At 71.4% G+C, this 19469-nt stretch carries 19 protein-coding genes; 10 read left to right on the top strand and 9 right to left on the bottom strand.

The window, feature by feature from the left end; all coding sequences use genetic code 11:
* Positions 1–31: 31 nt before the first annotated feature.
* The 3 genes from ACWEN0_RS37280 to ACWEN0_RS37270 are packed head-to-tail and all read left to right on the top strand — an operon-like array spanning position 32 to position 2465.
* Entirely contained in the window at positions 32–754 is a 723-nt protein-coding gene (locus tag ACWEN0_RS37280) for an SDR family oxidoreductase (protein ID WP_451984409.1), read from the top strand.
* A gap of 5 nt (positions 755–759) precedes the next feature.
* Positions 760–1689: an RNA polymerase subunit sigma-70 gene (locus ACWEN0_RS37275; RefSeq protein WP_451984407.1), complete on the top strand. Its 930-nt coding sequence runs from the start codon at positions 760–762 to the stop codon at positions 1687–1689.
* Positions 1686–2465, top strand: a complete 780-nt coding sequence (locus tag ACWEN0_RS37270; RefSeq protein ID WP_451984405.1) for a maleate cis-trans isomerase family protein — start codon at positions 1686–1688, stop codon at positions 2463–2465. Before ACWEN0_RS37275 ends, ACWEN0_RS37270 begins: the two co-directional genes overlap by 4 nt.
* Here ACWEN0_RS37270 and ACWEN0_RS37265 read toward each other — a convergent pair.
* A complete protein-coding gene (locus ACWEN0_RS37265; protein ID WP_451984577.1) occupies positions 2419–3144 on the bottom strand; it encodes an ANTAR domain-containing response regulator in 726 nt (241 codons plus the stop codon). The two genes, ACWEN0_RS37270 and ACWEN0_RS37265, sit on opposite strands and share 47 nt — an antisense overlap.
* Before the next feature lie 175 nt (positions 3145–3319).
* Between ACWEN0_RS37265 and ACWEN0_RS37260 the strand changes: the two genes are divergently transcribed.
* Positions 3320–3658, top strand: a complete 339-nt coding sequence (locus ACWEN0_RS37260) for a DUF3140 domain-containing protein (protein ID WP_451984403.1) — start codon at positions 3320–3322, stop codon at positions 3656–3658.
* Between the two features lie 269 nt (positions 3659–3927).
* Here the strand turns inward: ACWEN0_RS37260 and ACWEN0_RS37255 are convergent, their stop codons facing one another.
* The 6 genes from ACWEN0_RS37255 to ACWEN0_RS37230 are packed head-to-tail and all read right to left on the bottom strand — an operon-like array spanning position 3928 to position 12287.
* A complete protein-coding gene (locus ACWEN0_RS37255; protein ID WP_451984401.1) occupies positions 3928–5883 on the bottom strand; it encodes an RICIN domain-containing protein in 1956 nt (651 codons plus the stop codon).
* 30 nt (positions 5884–5913) lie between these two features.
* Positions 5914–7656 carry a beta-galactosidase gene (locus tag ACWEN0_RS37250; RefSeq protein ID WP_451984399.1) on the bottom strand — a complete coding sequence of 581 codons (1743 nt, stop codon included), beginning with the start codon at positions 7654–7656 and terminating at the stop codon, positions 5914–5916.
* Complete coding sequence (locus tag ACWEN0_RS37245; RefSeq protein WP_451984397.1) at positions 7649–9157, bottom strand: alpha-N-arabinofuranosidase; 1509 nt, start codon at positions 9155–9157, stop codon at positions 7649–7651. The genes ACWEN0_RS37250 and ACWEN0_RS37245 overlap by 8 nt, the downstream gene beginning before the upstream one ends.
* Positions 9154–10485 (bottom strand): ABC transporter substrate-binding protein, encoded by a 1332-nt coding sequence (locus ACWEN0_RS37240; RefSeq protein WP_451984395.1) that lies wholly within the window; start codon positions 10483–10485, stop codon positions 9154–9156. The genes ACWEN0_RS37245 and ACWEN0_RS37240 overlap by 4 nt, the downstream gene beginning before the upstream one ends.
* 28 nt (positions 10486–10513) lie before the next feature.
* A complete protein-coding gene (locus ACWEN0_RS37235) occupies positions 10514–11323 on the bottom strand; it encodes a carbohydrate ABC transporter permease (protein ID WP_451984575.1) in 810 nt (269 codons plus the stop codon).
* Between the two features lie 37 nt (positions 11324–11360).
* Entirely contained in the window at positions 11361–12287 is a 927-nt protein-coding gene (locus ACWEN0_RS37230) for a carbohydrate ABC transporter permease (protein ID WP_451984393.1), read from the bottom strand.
* Between the two features lie 133 nt (positions 12288–12420).
* Here ACWEN0_RS37230 and ACWEN0_RS37225 point away from each other — a divergent pair, with 133 nt between their 5' ends.
* Together ACWEN0_RS37225 and ACWEN0_RS37220 are read left to right on the top strand one after the other, a co-directional pair.
* Complete coding sequence (locus ACWEN0_RS37225; RefSeq protein ID WP_451984391.1) at positions 12421–13407, top strand: LacI family DNA-binding transcriptional regulator; 987 nt, start codon at positions 12421–12423, stop codon at positions 13405–13407.
* 579 nt (positions 13408–13986) lie between these two features.
* Positions 13987–14169: a hypothetical protein gene (locus tag ACWEN0_RS37220; protein ID WP_257922243.1), complete on the top strand. Its 183-nt coding sequence runs from the start codon at positions 13987–13989 to the stop codon at positions 14167–14169.
* Here the strand turns inward: ACWEN0_RS37220 and ACWEN0_RS37215 are convergent.
* Positions 14147–14785: a DsbA family oxidoreductase gene (locus tag ACWEN0_RS37215; protein WP_451984389.1), complete on the bottom strand. Its 639-nt coding sequence runs from the start codon at positions 14783–14785 to the stop codon at positions 14147–14149. The two genes, ACWEN0_RS37220 and ACWEN0_RS37215, sit on opposite strands and share 23 nt — an antisense overlap.
* 95 nt (positions 14786–14880) lie before the next feature.
* Between ACWEN0_RS37215 and ACWEN0_RS37210 the strand changes: the two genes are divergently transcribed.
* On the top strand, positions 14881–15477 hold the full coding sequence (locus ACWEN0_RS37210) for a QsdR family transcriptional regulator (protein WP_451984387.1): 597 nt from the start codon (positions 14881–14883) through the stop codon (positions 15475–15477).
* 256 nt (positions 15478–15733) lie between these two features.
* Entirely contained in the window at positions 15734–16675 is a 942-nt protein-coding gene (bdeA, locus tag ACWEN0_RS37205; protein WP_451984385.1) for a bis(hydroxyethyl) terephthalate hydrolase, read from the top strand.
* Between the two features lie 3 nt (positions 16676–16678).
* On the opposite strand, the gene ACWEN0_RS37200 is transcribed toward bdeA, so the two are convergent.
* Positions 16679–17647 (bottom strand): NAD(P)-dependent alcohol dehydrogenase, encoded by a 969-nt coding sequence (locus tag ACWEN0_RS37200; protein ID WP_451984383.1) that lies wholly within the window; start codon positions 17645–17647, stop codon positions 16679–16681.
* A gap of 99 nt (positions 17648–17746) precedes the next feature.
* Here ACWEN0_RS37200 and ACWEN0_RS37195 point away from each other — a divergent pair, with 99 nt between their 5' ends.
* On the top strand, positions 17747–18409 hold the full coding sequence (locus tag ACWEN0_RS37195; protein ID WP_451984381.1) for a TetR/AcrR family transcriptional regulator C-terminal domain-containing protein: 663 nt from the start codon (positions 17747–17749) through the stop codon (positions 18407–18409).
* A gap of 63 nt (positions 18410–18472) precedes the next feature.
* Positions 18473–19468: an LLM class flavin-dependent oxidoreductase gene (locus tag ACWEN0_RS37190; RefSeq protein ID WP_451984379.1), complete on the top strand. Its 996-nt coding sequence runs from the start codon at positions 18473–18475 to the stop codon at positions 19466–19468.
* The last annotated feature ends 1 nt before the right edge of the window (position 19469 follow it).

The raw sequence follows: 19469 nt of genomic DNA, 5'->3' as shown, positions 1-19469 counted from the left end.
CCGCACCGCCTCGACCACCCGGGGAGTACCCATGTCCACCACCGCCGTCGTGACCGGAGCCGGCCGCGGCTTCGGGCGCGCGATCGCCGCCGCGCTCGTCGCCGAGGGCCGCACCGTCGTCGGGATCGCGCGCAGCTCCGCCGAACTCCAAGCCGTCCGCGACGACCTGGGCGCGAGGTTCGTCCCCGTCGCGGCCGACGCGACCGATGACGTCCTCGCCGAGCACGTCCTGCGCGACCACCGGCCGGGCCTGCTCGTCCTCAACGCCGGAGCCGTGCCGCACATGGCGCCCGTCCACGAACAGACCTGGGAGACCTTCAGCCGCAACTGGCACGTCGACACCCGGCACGTCTTCGCCTGGACCCGCGCCGCGCTGCGACAGCCCCTCGAGAAGGGCGGTGTCGTCGTCTCGATGTCCAGCGGCGCGGCCATCGGCGGGTCACCGCTGAGCGGCGGGTACGCCAGCGCGAAGGCCGCGATCCGGTACCTGCGCGCGTACGCCGCCGACGAGTCGGATCGCGCCGGCCTCGGCCTGCGGTTCGCGACGCTCCTGCCGCAGCTGACTCCGCTCACCGGCCTCGGTTCGACGGGCGTCGACGGCTACGCCGCGCGCACCGGCGTCGACCGCGAGACCTTCGTGAAGAACATGGAGTCGGTGCTGACGCCGGAGCAGGTCGCGAAGGCCGTCCTCGAGGTGGCCGCCGGAAACGCGGCGGAATACCAGGTCAGCGGCACCGGCCTGCGTACGCTCTGAGTGTCATGCCCGACTTCGCCGCACACACTGAGCAGTTCCGGCCGGAGCTGCTCGCGCACTGCTACCGCCTCCTCGGCTCGATCCACGACGCCGAGGACCTCGTGCAGGAGACGTACCTGCGCGCGTGGCGCGCGTTCGGCGGGTTCGAGGGCCGGTCTTCGGTGCGGCGCTGGCTGTACAAGATCGCCACGACGGCCTGCCTGACGGCGCTGGAAACCCGGGCCCGGCGGCCGCTTCCGTCGGGGCTGGGCGCGCCGGCCGACGACCACCGGGTGGCCGTCGCGGCCGCGGACCCGACGGTGCCGTGGCTGCAGCCGGCCCCGGACTTCGACCCGGCGGCCGTCGTGGCCGGGCGCACCGGCGTGCGGCTCGCGTTCATCGCCGCGCTGCAGCTGCTGCCCGCCCGGCAGCGGGCGGTGCTGACCCTGCGCGACGTGCTCGCGTTCTCCACCGCCGAGGCCGCCGAGATCCTCGGCACGACCCCCGCGGCGGTCGACAATGCCCTGCGCCGGGCCCGCGGCCGGCTCGCCGAGGCGGGCCCGGTGGCCGCGGACCTGGCCGAACCGGCCGGGCAGGGCGCCCTGCTCGACCGGTACGTCGACGCGTTCGCCCGTGCCGACCCGGCCGCGCTGGTGACGTTGCTGCGCGCCGACGTCGAGCTGGAGATGCCGCCGATCCCGACGTGGTTCACCGGCCGCGACGCGGTCGTCGGGTTCCTGTCCCGCCGCGTGCTGCGCCCGGGAGCCTGGCGCCTGACGCCGACCCGGGCGAACGGCCAGCCGGCCCTGCTCGAGTACGCGGCCACGGGCGACGGCCGCTTCGAAGCCCACGGCGTCCAGGTCCTGACCGTGCTCGGCGACCGGATCGCGCGGATCACGGCGTTCAACGACGCGGCGCTGGTACCGACGTTCACGCACGCCATGCTGGGGTCATGAGCACCCGCATCGGCCTCCTGTACCCGACGCGCGACTGCGGTGAAGACGACTTCGCCGAGCTGTGCCGCCGTCTCGACCCGGCCCTCACCCTGGACTTCGCGTACGCGCGGTGGGGCGAGGACGTCGGACGGATCGACGAGCTCGACGCCGCGGGCAAGGCGGCGGCCGTGCGCGAAATCGGCGCGCCGTCGCGCCTGCTGGCGGCCGCCGGCGAGTTCGCCGCCACTCCGGACGTCGTCAGCTGGGCCTGTTCCAGCTGCAGCTTCACCCGCGGCCTCGACGGGACCCACGAGCAGGCCGAAGCCCTTTCGGCGCACCTCGGCGTGCCGGCGAGCAGCACGTCACTGGCCTACCTCGCCGCCCTCGGCCGGCTGGGCCTCGACCGCGTCGCGCTCGCCTCCGTCTACCACCCGGACCTGACCGCGGTCTTCGCCGCCTTCCTCGCCGGCGCGGGCGTCACGACGGTGCACTCGGTCTCGGCCGACGCGGCGTCCGACCGCGCGCTCGCCGCGTGGGACGCGCGGCAGATCACCGACCTGGTGCTCGCCGCCGACCACGACGACGCGGCGGCCGTGCTCGTCCCGGAAACCGCACTGCACACGACGCCGCTGCTCGCCGGGCTGGAGGACCGGCTCGGCAAGCCCGTGCTGACCGCGACCGCCGTCACGGTCTGGGACGCACTGGACCGGGCGGGCACCGAGCCGGCACGAGCGGGTCTGGGGACGCTGTTCAGGGGCGCGGCGGTCCGCCGTCGGCCGAGCTCATCCTCCTCGTGAAGCGGGCCGCGACGTCGCGGAGCTTGGTGTTCGTGTGCTGGGACTCGACGATCAGGCGCTGCATCGCCGAGTCCTCGCTCGCCCGGTGGATCAGCATGAGCATGCCCTTGGCCTGCTCGATCACCGCCCGGGTCTCCATCGCGTTGCGCAGTTCGTCGGCGAGCGCGCGGGCTTCCCGGTAGCGGCGGGTCAGCCGCAGCACGGTCTCCACGCACAGGGTGAACAGCCGCAGCACCTTGGTGTCGAACTCGTGGTAGCCGTGGGCGCCGAAGCCGAACAGCGTGATCGCGCCGACGAGCGTGTCGTCCACGCGCAGCGGCACCGCCAGGTAGCTGCCGACGCCGAGATCCTTGGCCGCGGCGACGAACTCGGGCCACTTCTCGCCCGTCTCGCCGACGGCCACCCGCACGACCTCGCCCGTGAGCGCGGCGAGCAGGCCGGGACCGTCACCCGCCGCGTACTGGACGTCGTCGATGCGCCGGGCCCGCTCGTCGGTGAAGGCCTCCGTCTGCGTCACGCCGTCGCGGACCACCATGATGCTGGCCAGGTCCGCGTCGGGCACCACCCGGACCGCTTCGCCGCAGACCGCGTCGAGCACCCCCGGGGTGCCGGACACCGATTCGAGCACCCCGACGAGATCGGCCAGGACGGCGTTCAGCTCGTCGACCCGCTCCGCCATGCCGTCGCCAGTGGTCGGCACAGCCCCACCCCTCCCATGCGTCAAGCGGCGAGCACGGGGAAGAGCTCGCCAGCAGCGTCAACCAAGACCACCGCTGGCGTTTCAACGGGTCCGGGTGAACTCTACCGGCCGTACGCTCCGGTTTGGCGTCGGCCGCGCCGGGTAGCCGGAGAGCATGAACGACCCCGCTGTTGACGACGACCTGTGGGCGGAGTTCCACCGGGTGGTGAACATGACGTCGCGCGAGCTGGAGGACTGGCTGCGCACCCGCGACGCGGGCGAGGAAGAGGAGCCCCTCCCCGACGAGGCGGGCCCCCCGACCGGCCACGAGGTCCTGGCCATTCTGCGCAAACGCCGCGTCGACACCGACCGGACGGACGCCGAGGTGATGCGCAAGGTGATCTCCCGGGTCCACACCGAGCGCCGCGACGACCTGGAGCCGACCGCGGGCGAGGCCCATTGGCGCCACAGACTGATGTCCATCGGCCACGACCCGCTCAAGCCACCGGGCTGAGCCGGCGTGCGGGTGGTTCTTGCCGCGCCGGAACGAGCCCGCGCCCGACCTTGCGCAGGACGCGGCTGAGCCGACGCCCGGCCGGGTTCGCTGTCGGACGATGCGGCCGGGTCGCACCAGGGTGCGCCCGGGTGGGCCTGAGTCCGGCCCGGGCTGAGGCCGGTCGCCGAGTCCACGCCAGACCCCCAGCCGCCGGGGCGGGTGCTGACCAGAGCCCGTCCCGGCCGGGCCCGGCGGCCACCTCCGCCGCCGGGCCCGCCGAGCCGGCGCTAGCGGGTCACCGCCTGCCAGCGCTGGTTCGGCCCGTTCGTCGGCCGGTACAGCCCGATCCGGGCGCCGTCCTCCCGGCACTCGCCCGTGACGTCCAGCAGCTGCCCGTCCGCGGCGTTGACGAACGTCCACGTCCCGTCGCCCGTGGTCGACAGCGTCCACTGCGCGGCCGGGTCCGCGGTCCCCGCCGGTGCCAGGACCACCGCGCCGCCCGCGCTGCCGAGCACCTGGCCCGTCCCGGCGTTGGTCACCGTGAACCGGTCGCGGTTGCCGTCGCGGCCCGTGCGGTCGGTGAGCGTCCAGCGCTGCGCGGCCGCCGACGCGTCCGTCGTCCGCTGGACCAGTGAGCCGTTCTCCGCCGTCAGCGACTTCCCGCTCTGCACGCCGGTGAAGGTGAACGGCTTGCCCGACCCCAGCCCCGCGCCCGCCGCGGTCGACGACACCCCGGAAACCAGGAACGTCGTCACCGACCGCGCCGGGACCCGCAGCGTGGCGTGCGCCGCCGTGACCCGGACCGGCTTGCCGCGGCGCAGCGCGCCCGTGACGTCCGTGACGACCGGCGTCACCGAAGCACCCGGCCGCACGCGCCCGAAGCCGGACAGGTCCAGCGTGACGTCCTGCTCGCTCGTCCCGGAGTCGACGTGGACCACCGACGACAGGTCGTCCCCGCGCATCGCGGCCGTCGACGCCGCGTCGTCCGACGCGATCAGCCGGTCGCCCGGCCGGATGTAGTGGGTGAAGTTCCGCATGGTGTCGTACTTCGTGTTCGTCCTGATCGGACAGTCCGAAGTGGTGCAGCCGAACGGGACCTGGATCTCGCCCCAGTTCATCCCGGCCGCGGACTCCCCGCCGGGCTTCATGTTGTCGTAGTCCTCGATCGGCTGCCAGCTCACCCACGCGCTCGGTTCGAGCAGGCGCAGGTCGTCGGTGATCTGCGTGGCCAGCCCGAGGCCCGGGTCCATGCTCGTGAAGTCCTGCCGGTCGAGCCAGCTGCCGCCGACCTCGCTCATCCACAACGGCTTCGCGGCGCCCTTGGCGATGTCGCGCGGGACGGGCCGGTTGCCGGTGCCGTAGGTGTGCACGTTCAGCCGTCCCGCGGCCGACCTCGCGGCGGCCGGCCAGCCGGCCCAGTCCGCGGCGAAGAGGTCCGGGTTGGTTTCGTCGGGGGCGGACACCGTCGTCCCCGGCAGCGCCGCGGCCATCGCCGGGATCAGCTGGGCCTGCACGGACGGCCCGATGTGCGCACCCTCCTGCCGCCCGCCGGCCGGGTTCCCGTCGGCGCCGAGCGTCGTCTTCCAGTAGTTCGTGTCCGGCTCGTTCAGCGGGTCCACCGAGGCGAACTTGATGCCGTGCGCGCGTTCGAGCGTCCGAACGACCTGCGCCAGGTACGCGGTGAAGTCGCCGATCTTGTCCGGCCGCAGCTGCTCGTCAGTCGCGGTGAAGCCGCCCGAAACGTAGCCGGAGACGGTCTGGAAGTACGGCGGCGAGTTGCTGAACGCCTCCCACTTCGTGACGCGCCCCTTGATCCGGTCGACCCACCAGCGCTGGTTCGGGTCGGCGGCCGCGTCGAACTCGGCCGGGTCCCCGGGCGTCCACCAGTCCTTGTCCGCGCGGGTGGTCCCGGCCGGCGCCTTCCACCAGCCCGGGACCGCGCCACCGGGACGCAGGTACGCCGGGACGTCCGGCGCGTTGCCCCCGCCGACGTTGAACCGGGCGATGTTCAGGTTCAGCCCGTCGGCGCCGAAAACCATGTCCGCCAGCCGGGTGCGGACCGGATCCGGGTAGCCGCCGGTCGCCTCCGCCATCCACGCCAGGCTCGAACCCCAGCCTTCGAACGGCTGCTGCCGGTAGGACGGGTCGGGTCGCACGGTCACCGCGGTGGCCGCGGCCGCCGGTGCCGCGGCCAACCCGGCCGCAACAAGAAGTACACAAAGGACGGTGAAGATCCGGTTCATCGTCGAACTGCCCTTCGGTAGGGGACTTCCTCAGGCCTCCGTGTGGCCCAGCAACGGCCGCGGCACGAACCGGGCCGCCGGGTCGAGCATCGTGTCCAGTTCGAGCACGACGAGTTCGTTGGCCCCCGCCCGGACCACCGGGCGCGGCACGTACAGGGTCCGCTGCGGCCCACGCCGCCAGTACCGGCCGAGCGGGAACCCGTTGAGCCACGCCAGGCCCTTGCCCCACGCCCCGGTGTCGAGGAACAGGTCGGCGGGCGCGTCGACGTCGAACCCGGCGCGCAGCAGCACCGGCCCGGCCACCGGTCCCTCCACAGTGGACACCGCGAGCGGCTCGGGCAGCGCGTCGAGGTCGAGGGGCAGCACGTCCCACCCGGTCAGCGGCCGGCCGTGCAGCGAGGCACCGCCGATGATCCCCTTGGCCTCGCCGATCCGCGGCCCGTAGTCGACCCGGCCCTGGTCCTCGACGAGCACCAGGAGTTCACCGTCCGCCCGCGGCAGCGCGATCGCGCGGTCGTGGTGTTCCCGCAGCAGGGTGCCCACCGGCGCGCCGTCGAAGAACACCGTCGCGCGGTCGCGGACCTCGCCGAAGGTCAGCACGCCGGGACCGTCGCCGGTGACGCGGGTGCGCAGGAGCGCGAGCCGCGGCATCGGCGTCAGGTCGTCGAACGCCGGCAGCTCCTCGTGGAACTCCCAGGTGCCGAAGCGGTCCGGCGCGTCGAGCAGCCGGACGGGGTCGCGCAGCGCCGTCTCGAACGCCGGCGCCGGGCGCGCCGGCGGCGGGACGCTGTCGGGTACCTTGTGGTAGCGCGCGATCACGTCCCGGAAGGCGTGGTACTTCGGGGTCGGATCGCCGGCTTCGTCGAGCGGTGCGTCGTAGTCGTACGAGGTCACCAGCGGCTGGTAGACGCCCTTGTCGTTCGCGCCGCTGGTGAGCCCGAAGTTGGTGCCGCCGTGGAACATGTAGAGGTTGACCGAGGCGCCCGCGGCCAGGAGCGCGTCCAGCTCGGCCGCCGCGTCCGCGGCCGAAGTCGTGTGGTGGTGGGCGCCCCAGTGGTCGAACCAGCCGTTCCAGAACTCGCTGCACATCAGCGGCCCGGTCGGCTGGTGCTCCCGCAGGACCTTCAGCCGGGCCTCGGCGGCGGAGCCGAACGACGCCGTGCGGTGCACCCCGTCCAGGCTGCCCGCCTCCAGCATGTCCGGCTGGTCCACTGTGGTCAGGGGCACGGTGACGCCGGACGCGCGCGTGTGCTCGGCCAGCGCCCGCAGGTACCGCTTGTCGTCGCCGAACGCGCCGTACTCGTTCTCGACCTGGACCAGCAGCACCGGCCCGCCACGGTCGATCTGGTGCGGTACCACGACTTCGTAGACCCGCGAGAGGTATTCGCGGACCGCGTCGAGGTACTTCGGCTCGTACCGCCGGATGCCGACCGACGGGTCGCGGAACAGCCACGCCGGCAAGCCGCCGTTGTCCCATTCCGCGCAGATGTACGGGCCGGGCCGCACGATCGCGTACATCCCGGCCTCGGCGACCAGCCGCAGGAACCGGTCCAGGTCGAGCCCGCCGCTGAGGTCGAACCCGTCCGGCGACGGCGCGTGCGCGTTCCACGGCACGTACGTCTCGATGGTGTTGAGCCCCATCCGGCGGGCCTTGTCGATCCGGTCGGCCCACAGGTCCGGGTGCACGCGGAAGTAGTGCAGGGCACCGGAAAGGATCCGGAACGGGCGGCCGTCGAGCAGGAAGTCGGTCTCCCCGATGACGAACTCAGGCATGGGGGCTCACCTTGAGCACGGACCAGGACAGGGGCGGCAGCGTCACGGTGATGGTGGTCCCTCCGGGGTCGGTCGTCACGGCGGCGCCGGGCAACGGCACCGGCCGGACCGGCTGGGCGTCGGCGGTGTTGACGGCGTGGCGCGTCTCACCGTCGGGAACGGTGAGGGTTTCGGCGCCGTACAAGGCGAACCTCGCGCCCCGGAGTCTCAAGTGGACTTCGGTCGGTGCCGCCGTGGCCCGGTTGGTGAGGAACACCGCGCCACGCCCGGATTCTTCGAGCGTCGCGGCGACGTCGACCAGGTCGACCTCGCCGTGTTGCGCGGTGCGGAGCCGGTCGCCGGTGACCTCCAGCCGCAGGCTCACCCCGCGGGCCAGCGCCGCGACGAGCTTGAACGGGTGGAACGTCGTCTGCCGCCACGCCGGGCCGCCGGGTTCGGTGCGGATCGGCGCGATGACGTTCACCAGCTGCGCCTGGTTCGCCATCGTGACCCGGTCGACGTTGCGCAGCAGGGAACTCAGCAGCGAGCCGACGACGACCGCGTCGGTGACGGTGTAGTCGTCCTCGATGATCCGCGGGTGTTCGCGCCAGCCCTCGGCGGCGAGCCGCGCCTGGTCGGTCTCGTTCCAGCGCCGCAGGTCCCAGACGTTCCACTCGTCGACGCTGATCCCGACGTCCAGCCCGAGCTCGTCGATGATCGCGGCGGTCGTGCGGATGTAGGCGTCCAGCGCGGCCGCGCTGGCGAGGTAGCTGTCGGTGTCGCCGTGCAGTTCCTGGTAGTACGCGTGCAGGGAGATGTGGTCGGCCAGGCCCGCGGTGTGCCGCAGCACGGTGCGTTCCCACTCGCCGAACGTCGGCATGTCCGCGTGGGAGCTGCCCGCGACGACGAGTTCGACGTCCGGGTCGATCATCTTCAGCACGCGCGCGGTTTCCGCGGCGAGGCGGCCGTACTCGTCGGCCGTCTTGTGGCCGATCTGCCACGGCCCGTCCATCTCGTTGCCGAGGCACCACAGCTTGAAACCGAACGGCTCGTCGGCACCGTTCGCCCGGCGCCGCTCGCTCAGCGCCGTGCCGCCGGGGTGGTTGCAGTACTCCAGGACGTCGGCGGCCTCCTGGATGCCGCGGGTGCCGAGGTTGACGGCGTACATCACCTCGGCCCCCGCGGCTTCGGCCCACGCGGCGAATTCGTGCAGGCCGAAGCGGTTGGACTCCACGCTGTGCCAGGCCGGGTCGAGCCGGACGGGCCGGTCCGGCCCGACGCCGTCCTCCCAGCGGTACGCGGAGACGAAGTTGCCGCCGGGATAGCGCACGACGGTCGGCCCGAGCTCCCGGACCAGCTCCAGGACGTCGCCGCGAAACCCGCGAGCGTCCGAAGTGGCGTGCCCGGGCTCGAAGATTCCCGTGTAGACGGACCGGCCCATGTGCTCGGCGAACGAGCCGAAGAGGCGACGCGGGACCGGGCCGATCACCTCGCCCGCGTCGCCTTCGATCCGGACGCTCATCCCGCGCTGACCGTGAAGCCCTGCTGGTTGCCGTAGTCGACGAGCGCCTGCTGCCAGGCCGCGAGCCCGGCGTCCAGCCCGGTGCCGTTGAGGTAGGCCTTGCCGACGGTGTCGCTGAAGACGCTGTTGGCGTAGGTCTGGTACGGCAGGTAGGTCCAGCCCTTCGCGACGTCCTTCGACGCCTGGGTCAGCACCTGGTTGATCTTCTGGCCGCCGAAGTACGGCACGGCCTCGTCGACGAACGCCGGCGACGTCAGGTCCGCCGTGGTGGCCGGGAAACCGCCGCTCTCGATGAACGGCTTGACGCCGTTGCCGTGGTTGAGCCAGCGCACGAACGCCGCGGCCAGCGCCGGGTTGGCGCTCTGCTTGAGCACGGACTGGGTGCTGCCGCCGTTTTCCGCGGTCACCGGCTTGCCGTCGTAGGTCGGCATCGGCGCCACGGCCCACTTGCCGGCGCCGCCGGGCACCGACGACTTGAAGTTGCCGGGCATCCAGGCGCCGGTGACCAGGGACGAGATGGTGCCGTCACCGAGCGCGCGGAACCAGTCGTCGGACCACTCCTTGACCGGGGCGAGCAGCTTGCCCTGGATCAGCTGGTCCCAAGTGGACGTCCACTTCTTCGTGCCGGGGTCGGCCAGGTTGATCTTCACGGTCCGGCCGTCGGCGCTGAACGGGCGGCCGCCGGCCTGCCAGATCATGCTGAGTGCGAAGCCGGGGTCACCGGTGTCGGAGGTGATGTACTTCGTGGGGTCCGCCGCGTGCAGCTTCTTGGCCGCGGCGAGGTACTCGTCCCACGTCTTCGGGACGGCGATGCCGTTCTTGTCGAAGACTTCCTTGTTGTAGAACAAGGCCATCGGGCCGGAGTCCTGCGGCAGGCCGTAGGTGCCGTTGTTCACGCGAACACTCGACCAGGTCGAGGCGCTGTAGTCCTTTTCGAACGTCCCGAAGCCGTACTGGTCGAGGTTGACCAGCGAATCGGTCAGGGCGAACTGCGGGAGCGCGTAGTACTCGATCTGCGCGACGTCCGGCCCGCCGCTGCCGGCCTTGATCGCGTTCTGCAGCTTGGTGTACTCGTCCTTGTTCGTGCCCGCGTTGACGTAGTCGACCTTGACGTTCGGGTATTCCTTCTCGAACGCGGCAACCTGATCCTTGGCCGAGGGCGTCCAGCTCCAGTAGGTGATCGTCCCGCCCGCCTTGAGCGCGGCGTCGACGGAGTCCTGGCCGCCGGATGCGGTGCTCGCGGGTGTCCCCGAGGAGCAGCCGACCGCGAGGGCGGCGGCGAGCGCCACGGCGGTGAACGCCTTGACGCGACTGCGGATGCGTGACATCGAATGTCCCTTCACGACGGTGTGACGGCTATTGCTTGACACTGCCCGCACTCAGGCCTGACTGCCAGAACCGTTGCATGAGCAGGAAAGCGACGACGAGCGGGATGATCGTGAGCAGTGACCCGGTGAGCACCAGGTGGAAGATCGGGCGCGCGCCGGCGCCGTTGGCCTGCGCGCTCCACTGGTTGAGCCCGACGGTCAGCGGGTACCACTTGGGCTCGCTGAGCATGATCAGCGGGAGGAAGTAGTTGTTCCACGTCTGCACCATGGTGAACAGCGCGACCGTGACGATCCCCGGCACGAGCTGGCGCAGCGTCACGGTGAGGAAGATCCGGATCTCCCCCGCGCCGTCGATCCGCGCCGCCTCCAGGAGCTCGTCGGGGATCGCGTCGGCGGCGTACACCCAGATCAGGTAGAGGCCGAACGGGCTGATCAGCGACGGGATGATGATCGACAGCGGCGTGTTCGTCAGCCCGAGCTTGCTGAAGAGCAGGAAGGTCGGCACGGCGAGCGCGGTGCCGGGCACGGCCACCGCGCCGAGGACGACGGCGAAGACCGCGCGCCGGCCCGGGAAGCGGTACTTGGCCAGCCCGTACCCGGCGGCGGTGGCGAGGAGCGTCGCGCCGCCCGCGCCGACCACGACGTAGAGCAGCGTGTTCCCGAGCCAGCGGAAGAAGATCCCGCCGTCGTAGGTGAACGTCTGGCCGATGTTGTCGAACAGCGCGAACGGGCCGCCGAAGGCCAGGCCGGACGTCGAGAACAGCGCGGACTGGGTCTTGGTCGCGTTGATCACCAGCCACGCCAGCGGCACCAGCGTGTAGATCAGGTACAGCGCCATGACGGCGGTGAGGGCGCGCGACTTGCGGGGGACCACGTCACATCCCCTTCCGGGTGCCGCGCAGCTGCACGACGTAGGCGATGACGGCGGTGATCACGCCCATCACGATCGCGACCGTGGCGGAGTAGTTGTACTGCTGGCCGCCGAAGGAAAGGTTGTAGGCGTACATGTTCGGCGTGTAGAAGGTGCCGATCACGTTCGGCGCCAGCGTGCGCATGATGTTGGGTTCGTTGAACAGCTGGAAGCTGCCGATGATCGAGAAGATCGTCGCGATCACGATCGAGCCGCGCAGCGCGGGCAGCTTGACGCTGGCGATGGTGCGGAACGCGCCGGCGCCGTCGATCGAGGCCGCTTCGTACAGCTCCTTGGGGACCACCTTCAGCGCCGAGTAGAAGATGAGCATGTTGTAGCCGACGAACTCCCAGGTCACGACGTTGCCGATGGACGTGAGCATCCAGTTCTCCGACAGCGGCTTCACGGCGTCGGTGCCGAGGAGGTGGTTGAGGTCGGCGGCGAGCCCGAAGTGGTCGCCGTACATGAAGCCCCACATCAGCGCGGCGACCACGGCGGGCACGGCGTACGGCAGGAAGATCACGACGCGGAAGAACCCGGCGGCGTGCAGCCGGGCGCTGTCGATCGCGAGCGCCGCGACCAGCGCGAGCAGCAGCATGATCGGCACCTGCACGACGAGGAAGAGCAGGACGCGCAGGAACGACTCCCAGAACTTCGCGTCGGCCAGCACCTGCGCGTAGTTGCCGGCGCCGACGAACACCGTCCCGCCGAAGAAGGCCTGGTCGCGGAACAGGCTGAGCCCGAACGCGTAAATGATCGGCGCCAGGAAAGTGAGCGCGAACACCAGCACGAAGGGAGCGACGAAAAGCCACCCGCGCCACTGCCGTTTCGGCCGGCGCGTGGGGTGCGCGCGGGGCGGCGCCGGGACGGGCGGTGCCGCTGTGGACGTCATCGTCCCTCCGGTGGTTCGCGTGGATGTTTACGTCAACATGGACGGCCGAAGGGTAACGTGTTGACGTAAACATGTCCAGGAAACCTCTGAGGGAGCACTCGTGCCGGCAGCAACCCCGCGTCGTGGACCTTCGATGGCGGACGTCGCGCGCGAGGCGGGCGTGTCCGGCCAGACGGTGTCCCGGGTGGCGAACGGCAGGACGAACGTCGACGACGCCACGCGCGAGCGTGTGCTGGCCGCGATGCGCCGCGTCGGCTACCGCCCCAACAGCGCGGCCCGCGCGCTGCGCAACGGCAAGTTCCGCAGCATCGGCGTGATCATCTCGGCCCTCCCGACGTTCGGCAACAGCAGGACACTGGACGCCATCGCGGCGGCGGTCGTCCCGGAGGGGTTCTCGATCGTCCTGCTGCCCGTGACGCGCCCGACGCAGGGCGAGGTGACGGGAGCGTTCAGCAAGCTGAACGAGCAGGCCGTCGACGGGGTGATCATCCTGATCGAGCAGCACCAGCTGGACCAGAGCGAAATCGAGCTACCGCACGGCCTCCCGGTGGTGGTGATCGATTCGAGCGCCCGCTACGACTACCCGGTGGTGGACACGGACCAGGCCGACGGCGCGGCCACGGCGACCCGGCACCTGCTGTCCCTGGGGCACGCGACGGTGTGGCACATCGCGGGGCCCCCGCAGTCGTATTCGGCGGAGCGGCGTCGCAAGTCGTGGCAGTCCACATTGGAGCGTGCGGGAGTGGTGGTGCCCCCGGTGTTCGTCGGCGACTGGTCTCCGTCGTCGGGTTATGAGGCGGGACTGGCTTTGGCGGCCGACCCTGCGGTCACGGCGGTGTTCGCCGCGAACGATCAGATGGCGCTGGGGTTGTTGCGCGCATTGCACGAGTCGGGTCGCCGCGTTCCCGCTGACGTGAGTGTCGTCGGGTTCGACGACATGGAGGAGTCGGCGCACTTCTGGCCCCCACTCACGACGATCCGGCAGTCGTTCGAGGCCGTTGGGCGGCACGCGGTTTCGGCGTTGCTGGCGGAGATCGAGACCGGGGCGGAGGTTGGGGAGCCGGTTACGGTGCCTACCGAGTTGGTGGTCCGGTCCAGCACGGCGCCGCCGCCTGCTTGACGTGGCGCTCGGTTCTCGGTCACGGCTCGGTGGTGCGGTCGCGCGGCACGGGGGCGCGGCGCAACAGCATCACGGCGGCGCGGAATCGCGGCGCGGCGGCACGTCCGGCGGCGCGGCAGCGCGCCGCAGCGGAACGCGGCGCGGAACGCGGCAGGATCTCGGGGCGGCGGAATCGCGGCGCGGCGGCGGGGTGCGGCGCCGCGGATCGCGGTGCGGTGGCGGAATCGCGGCACGCCGGCGGCGCGGCAAATCACAGCGCGGCGGCGCGGCAGCATCGCGGCAGTGCGTCAGCATCGCGGTGGGTGCGGCGGCGGTGCGGCGGGTGCGGCAGTGCGGCGGCATCGCGGTGCGGCAGTGCGGCGAGTGTGGCGGTGCGGCCGTGCGGCCGTGCGGCCGTGCGGGCGAAACTGTCGGTGCCTGCCGGTAGCGTGGAAAACGGGGGGCGCCCCCGCGGCTGGAGGTTCTCGTTTCAGTGCGGGGAAGGCGGGGCATTACTGGCCACCAAGCCGGGTCGTCCGGTGCCGCTAATGGTGCAGTGGTGTGGACCGTTTGGTCCTGCCGCCGCAGGAACGAGGCGTCATGCTTGCCATTCTCGCCGCCGTGTTGTTCGGGCTCGCTCTGCTGATGGAGCTGGCCGGGTTCGGGCTCGGCTCTGTTGTCACCACCGGGACGCTCACCACCGCCGGGCTGTTGTGCGTTGCGTTGCACCTGGCCGGCGTTGCGACCGATCGGTCGCGGTTCAGCCGGCGGCGGCGTCGGTAGCCGCGCGCTGCAGGACCTGGGTGAACACCTCGGGTGGCTGGGCGCCTGCGACGCCGAACTTGTTGTCGATGACGAAGAACGGTACTCCGGTCGCGCCGAGTGCCCGGGCCTGTTCGCCGTCCGCGGCGACTTCGGCTTCGTAGGCGTCCGACTCGAGCACCTTGCGCGCCTCTTCGGCGTCGAGGCCCGCTTCGGCGGCCAGCTCCACCAGGGAGTCGCGGTCGAACAGGGAACGGCGTTCGGTGAAGTGCGCGCGGTAGAACCGGTCGACCACCGCGTCGGCCAGGCCGCGGTCGGCGGCCAGGTGCACCAGGCGGTGACCGTCGACGGTGTTGCCCATGTGGACGCCGTCGAGGTGGTATTCGAGCCCGTCGGCGGCCGCGCGCTCCTCCATCTGCGCTTCCATGGCGTCGGCTTCTTCGAGGGTCCGGCCGTACTTCTCGGACAGCACCTCGCGCGTCGGCCGCGAAGTGCCGCGCGGGAACGACGGGTCGAGCTGGAAGGAGTGGTGCACCACCTCGACGTCGGCGCCGAGCTCGGCGACCGCCGTTTCGAAGCGGCGTTTGCCGAGATAGCACCAGGGACAGACGAGATCGGACCAGATGTCGACGCGCACGCCACCACGCTAGCCGAGGGGGTGGCACGCACTTCAAGGTAACCGTCGGCGACCTGCGGCGGTGATCTCCGGGCCGCCGAAGCTAGGGTGGGCCGGTGACCGTCTCGACCGACGACATCGTCCGCCACGCGGCGCGGCTCCTGTTCGCCGGCACCCGCCTCGACCTCGGCCGGATGGCGGCCGAGCTGGGCATCTCGCGCACGACGTTCTTCCGCCGCGCCGGCAACCGCGACGACGTGATGGGCGCGGGGCTGCGGTACCTCTCCGACCGGACGTGGCAGCGCGCCCTGGACCGATGGCGCGAGGAGCACGGCGAAGCGGTCCGGACGCCCGAGGGACGGCTGCGCTGCCTGTGGGTCATGGAGCAGTACCGCCGCGAGGTCGCGGACAACGACGGGTTGCGCAAGCTGATCGAGGCCGAGTCGACGGTCGCGCTGCGCGTGCTGACGGACCCCCGTGGCGCGGTCCAGCCCGCACTCGTCGACGCGCACGTGGAGCTGTTCCGGGCCGACGTCGACACGGCCAGGCTGACGCCCCTCGTCGGGCTGCCGGATCTTGCCTTCGCGGTAGTACGGCTCGGTGAGTCGTTCCTCTACTCGGACGTTTTGGCCGCGCGGGCAGTGGATTTGACCGTCGCGACCACACTGGTGGACACCCTGGTGCGCGGAGCCCTGGAGCCAGCGGCTCGCTGACACCGGCCACAGCGCCGGACTGCTCACGTGCGTGAGTGCTCTTCGCCGCGACTCGCTGAGCAGGCGCACAGTCTGTCAACCACTCACCCGTTCGGCCGTTGTGGAACATTTGGCCGAAGTGTTTCATGGCAGCACGGGAAAGCGGTTACCCCGCGTCCCGCACGCGGCACCTCCTTCGTTGCCGTGCAACGGTTCCATCGGTCCGCCCGTCCGTGTCCGGGCACGCTTTCGCCTGCCCGGGGAAAGAGAGCGATCCATGTCCGTGCTCACCAGCCCACCGACGTCGTCTGGCCTGGGTGAGAAAGTTTCCGTCCGCAATCTCGCCGGCCGTGGCCGGCGAGGCCGGGCCGCCGGCGTCGTGCTGGCTGCCCTGGCCCTCACCTCCGGCGTCGTCGCACCTGCGGCCGCCGCCGCGAATCCCTACGAACGCGGTCCCGACCCGACCACGGCCAGCATCGAAGCCGACCGCGGTACGTTCGCGACGAGCACTGTCACCGTGTCACGGCTGGCCGTCTCCGGCTTCGGCGGCGGGACCATCTACTACCCCACGACCACCACCGCCGGCACCTTCGGCGCCCTTTCGATCGCACCCGGCTACACCGCCACGCAGTCGAGCATCGCCTGGCTGGGCCCACGGCTCGCGTCGCAGGGCTTCGTGGTGTTCACCATCGACACCCTGACCACCAGCGACCAGCCCGACAGCCGGGGCAGGCAACTGCTGTCCTCTTTGGACTACCTGACCCAGCAGAGCTCGGTGCGCTCGCGCATCGACAGCAGCCGGCTCGGCGTCGTCGGGCACTCGATGGGTGGCGGTGGCACGCTCGAAGCCGCGCGTTCACGCCCGTCCCTGCAGGCCGCAGTGCCGCTGACCGGCTGGGACCTGACCAAGAACTGGTCGACGGTCCGCGTGCCGACGCTCGTCGTCGGGGCGGAGGCCGACACCGTCGCGCCGGTCGCCTCGCACTCGATCCCCTTCTACACCAGCCTCCCCTCCACTTCGGACAAGGCGTACCTCGAACTGCGCGGCGCCAGCCACTTCGCACCGAATTCACCGAACACGACGATCACGAAGTACACGCTCTCCTGGCTCAAGCGCTTCATCGACGACGACACCCGCTACGAGCAGTTCCTCTGCCCGATCCCCAGCACCGGCTTGACCATCTCGGACTACCGCGGCACCTGCCCGTACCACGGCTGACGGCTACAGCGTCACGACCACCTTTCCCCTGGCGTGCCCGGCTTCCTGGTACGCGATCGCCGCGCGCAGGTCGTCGAACGGGTAGCTCCGGTCGATGACCGGGGTCAGCCGGCCGCGCTCCGCGAACGCGGCCAGCCGGCCCAGGAGCGCTTTCTTGTCCCCGGCGGCCACCGCGTCCGCGAGCACGGCCCGCCGCCGTGCGAACGGCGCGGCGGCCAGTGCCCCGAACGCGTGCCCGGCCGGCTGCACCCAGCGCCCGGCCGGGCCGCCCACGGCGACGAACGTGCCGCTCCGGTTCAGGACCCGCCGGCAGGCCGGGAGCGACCGGCTGCCCGCGATGTCCAGGACGAAGTCGTAGCGACGACCGCTGCGCGTGAAGTCGCTCTTCCGGTAGTCGGTGACTTCGCCCGCGCCGAGCGAGCGGACGAGATCGACGTTGGCCGTACCGCAGACCGCGTCGACTTGCGCGCCGAGCGCCTTGGCCAGTTGGACGGCGAAGCTGCCGACGCCGCCGGAGGCACCGTTGACGAGGACCCGGTGCCCTTCCTCGACCCCGCGCAGGGCGACCAGCGCGGTGACGGCCGCCATCGGCATCGCCGCCGCCTGCTCGTGGGTGAGGTTCGCCGGCTTCGGCGCCAGGAGGTCCTCACGCACGCAGACGTATTCGGCGTAGCCGCCGCGGGGCAGCAGCGCGTAGACGTCGTCACCCGGCCGGAAGCGCGATCCGGCCGTCTCGACCCGGCCCGCCATGTCGCAGCCCAGGATGCCGGGCACGGGTTTCCGCACCCCGAAGCCGTTGGGCATCAACCTCGCCACGTAGGGCTCACCCCTCATGAAGTGCCAGTCATAGGGGTTGACCGAGGTCGCGCGCACCCGGACCAGCACCTCGCCCTCGGCGGGCACCGGGTCGGGCAGGTCTTCGAAGATCAGGCTCTCCGGTGGACCGTACACGCGCTGGACCAGGGCTTTCATCGTCGCCTCCCAGGAGTCTTACGCTGTAAGTCATACAACGTAAGGTACGCCGTACGCTGTAAGGCGGTCAAGCGAGACTTACGTTGTACGATCTTGTGGGTGACGACCGACGCGCGAATCCCCCTCAGCCGCGAGCGCGTGCTGCGCGCCGCGGTGGAGCTCGCCGACCAGCACGGACTGCGCGCGCTCACGATGCGACGGCTCGCGGAGGAGCTCGGCGCCGAAGCGATGTCGCTCTACTACCACGTGGCCAAGAAGGAAGACGTGCTCGACGGGATCGTCGACGTTGTGGCCGGGGAGATCAACGACGCCGTCGCCCGGCTCGAGCCGGACCCGGACTGGAAGAAGGCGGTGCGGCAGCGGATCCTCACCGCGCGCCGGGTGTTCCTCCGCCACCGCTGGGCGCCGGAACTGTTCGAGGCGAGGTCCTCGACGAGCACCGCGGTCCTGCGCTACTACGACGCACTGGTCGGCCTGATGCGCGACGGCGGGTTCTCCTACGACCTGGTCCACCACGCGCTGCACGCGCTGGGCAGCCGCGCCCTCGGGTTCAGCCAGGAGCTGTTCGACCCGGGCGCCGACCAGCCCGCGGACGTCCCGGTGGACCTGGCCTGGCAGCTGCCGAACCTGGTCGGGATGATGGCCGAGATCGCCCACGAAGACCCGCATTCGACCCTGGGCTGGTGCGACGACCAGACGGAGTTCGAGTTCGGCCTCGACGTGATCCTCGACGGCTTGGACCGCCTGCGCGAAAAAGCCTGAACCGGTCGCCCAGCAGGTGGAACTCCCGCGGGCCGCGGCCCGGCCGGGGGCAGAATCGGCGGGGTGTCGCGACCACTGCGCAAGCTCGGCTTCCTGACCATCGGCCTGTTCGACCCCGCCGACCCGCGGCGGGGGCACGAGTCGACCCTCGAGATCATCGAACTCGGTGAACAGCTCGGGTTCGACAGCGCCTGGGTGCGGCACCGGCACCTGCAGCACGGCATCTCGTCCCCCGTGGCCGTGCTGGCCGCCGCCTCCCAGCGGACCAGCCGGATCGACCTCGGGACCGCCGTCATCCCGCTCGGCTGGGAAAACCCGCTGCGGCTCGCCGAGGACCTCGCCACCGTCGACCTGCTCTCCGGCGGCCGGCTCAACCCCGGGATCAGCGTCGGCCCGCCGATGCGCTGGGACGAGGTCAAACACGCGCTCTACCCGGACACCGCCGGCGCCGAGGACTTCGGCTACGACCGCGTCCGCCGGCTGCTGGACTTCGTGCGCGGCGAGCCGGCCACCGGCTTCAGCGGCACCGAGGGGTTCGAGGTCTTCTCCGACCGCGTCCAGCCGCAGGCACCCGGCCTCGGCGAGCGGCTCTGGTACGGCGGCGCGAGCCTGCGCTCGGCCGAGTGGGCCGGCAAGCACGCGATGAACTTCCTGACCAGCAGCGTGGTCAAGGCCGAAGGCGAGAGCACGGACTTCGCCGAAATCCAGCTCTCGCACATCCGGGCGTTCCGCGAGCACCACCCGGCGGGCCGGATCTCCCAGGGCCTGGTCGTCGTCCCGACCGACAGCGCGACGCCGGAGCAGCGCGCGAAATACGAGGCTTATGCCGAAAAGCGGCTGCCGCGCACCGCGGAACCGCAAGGGCCGGCACGGATGTTGTTTTCCCGCGACTACGTCGGCACGTCCGCGGAAATCGCGGAACAATTGCACGCGCATGCGGCGTTCCGCGAGGTCGACGAGGTGGCTTTCGCCCTGCCGTTCACCTTCGACCACGAAGATTACGTGCAGATCCTCACCGACATCGCGGAACGCCTCGGTCCGGAACTGGGCCGGCGCTGAC

Source organism: Amycolatopsis sp. NPDC004378, from assembly GCF_053602455.1.
The sequence above is the reverse complement of the archived record's forward strand: the minus strand, read 5'-3'. Positions and strand labels throughout refer to the sequence as shown.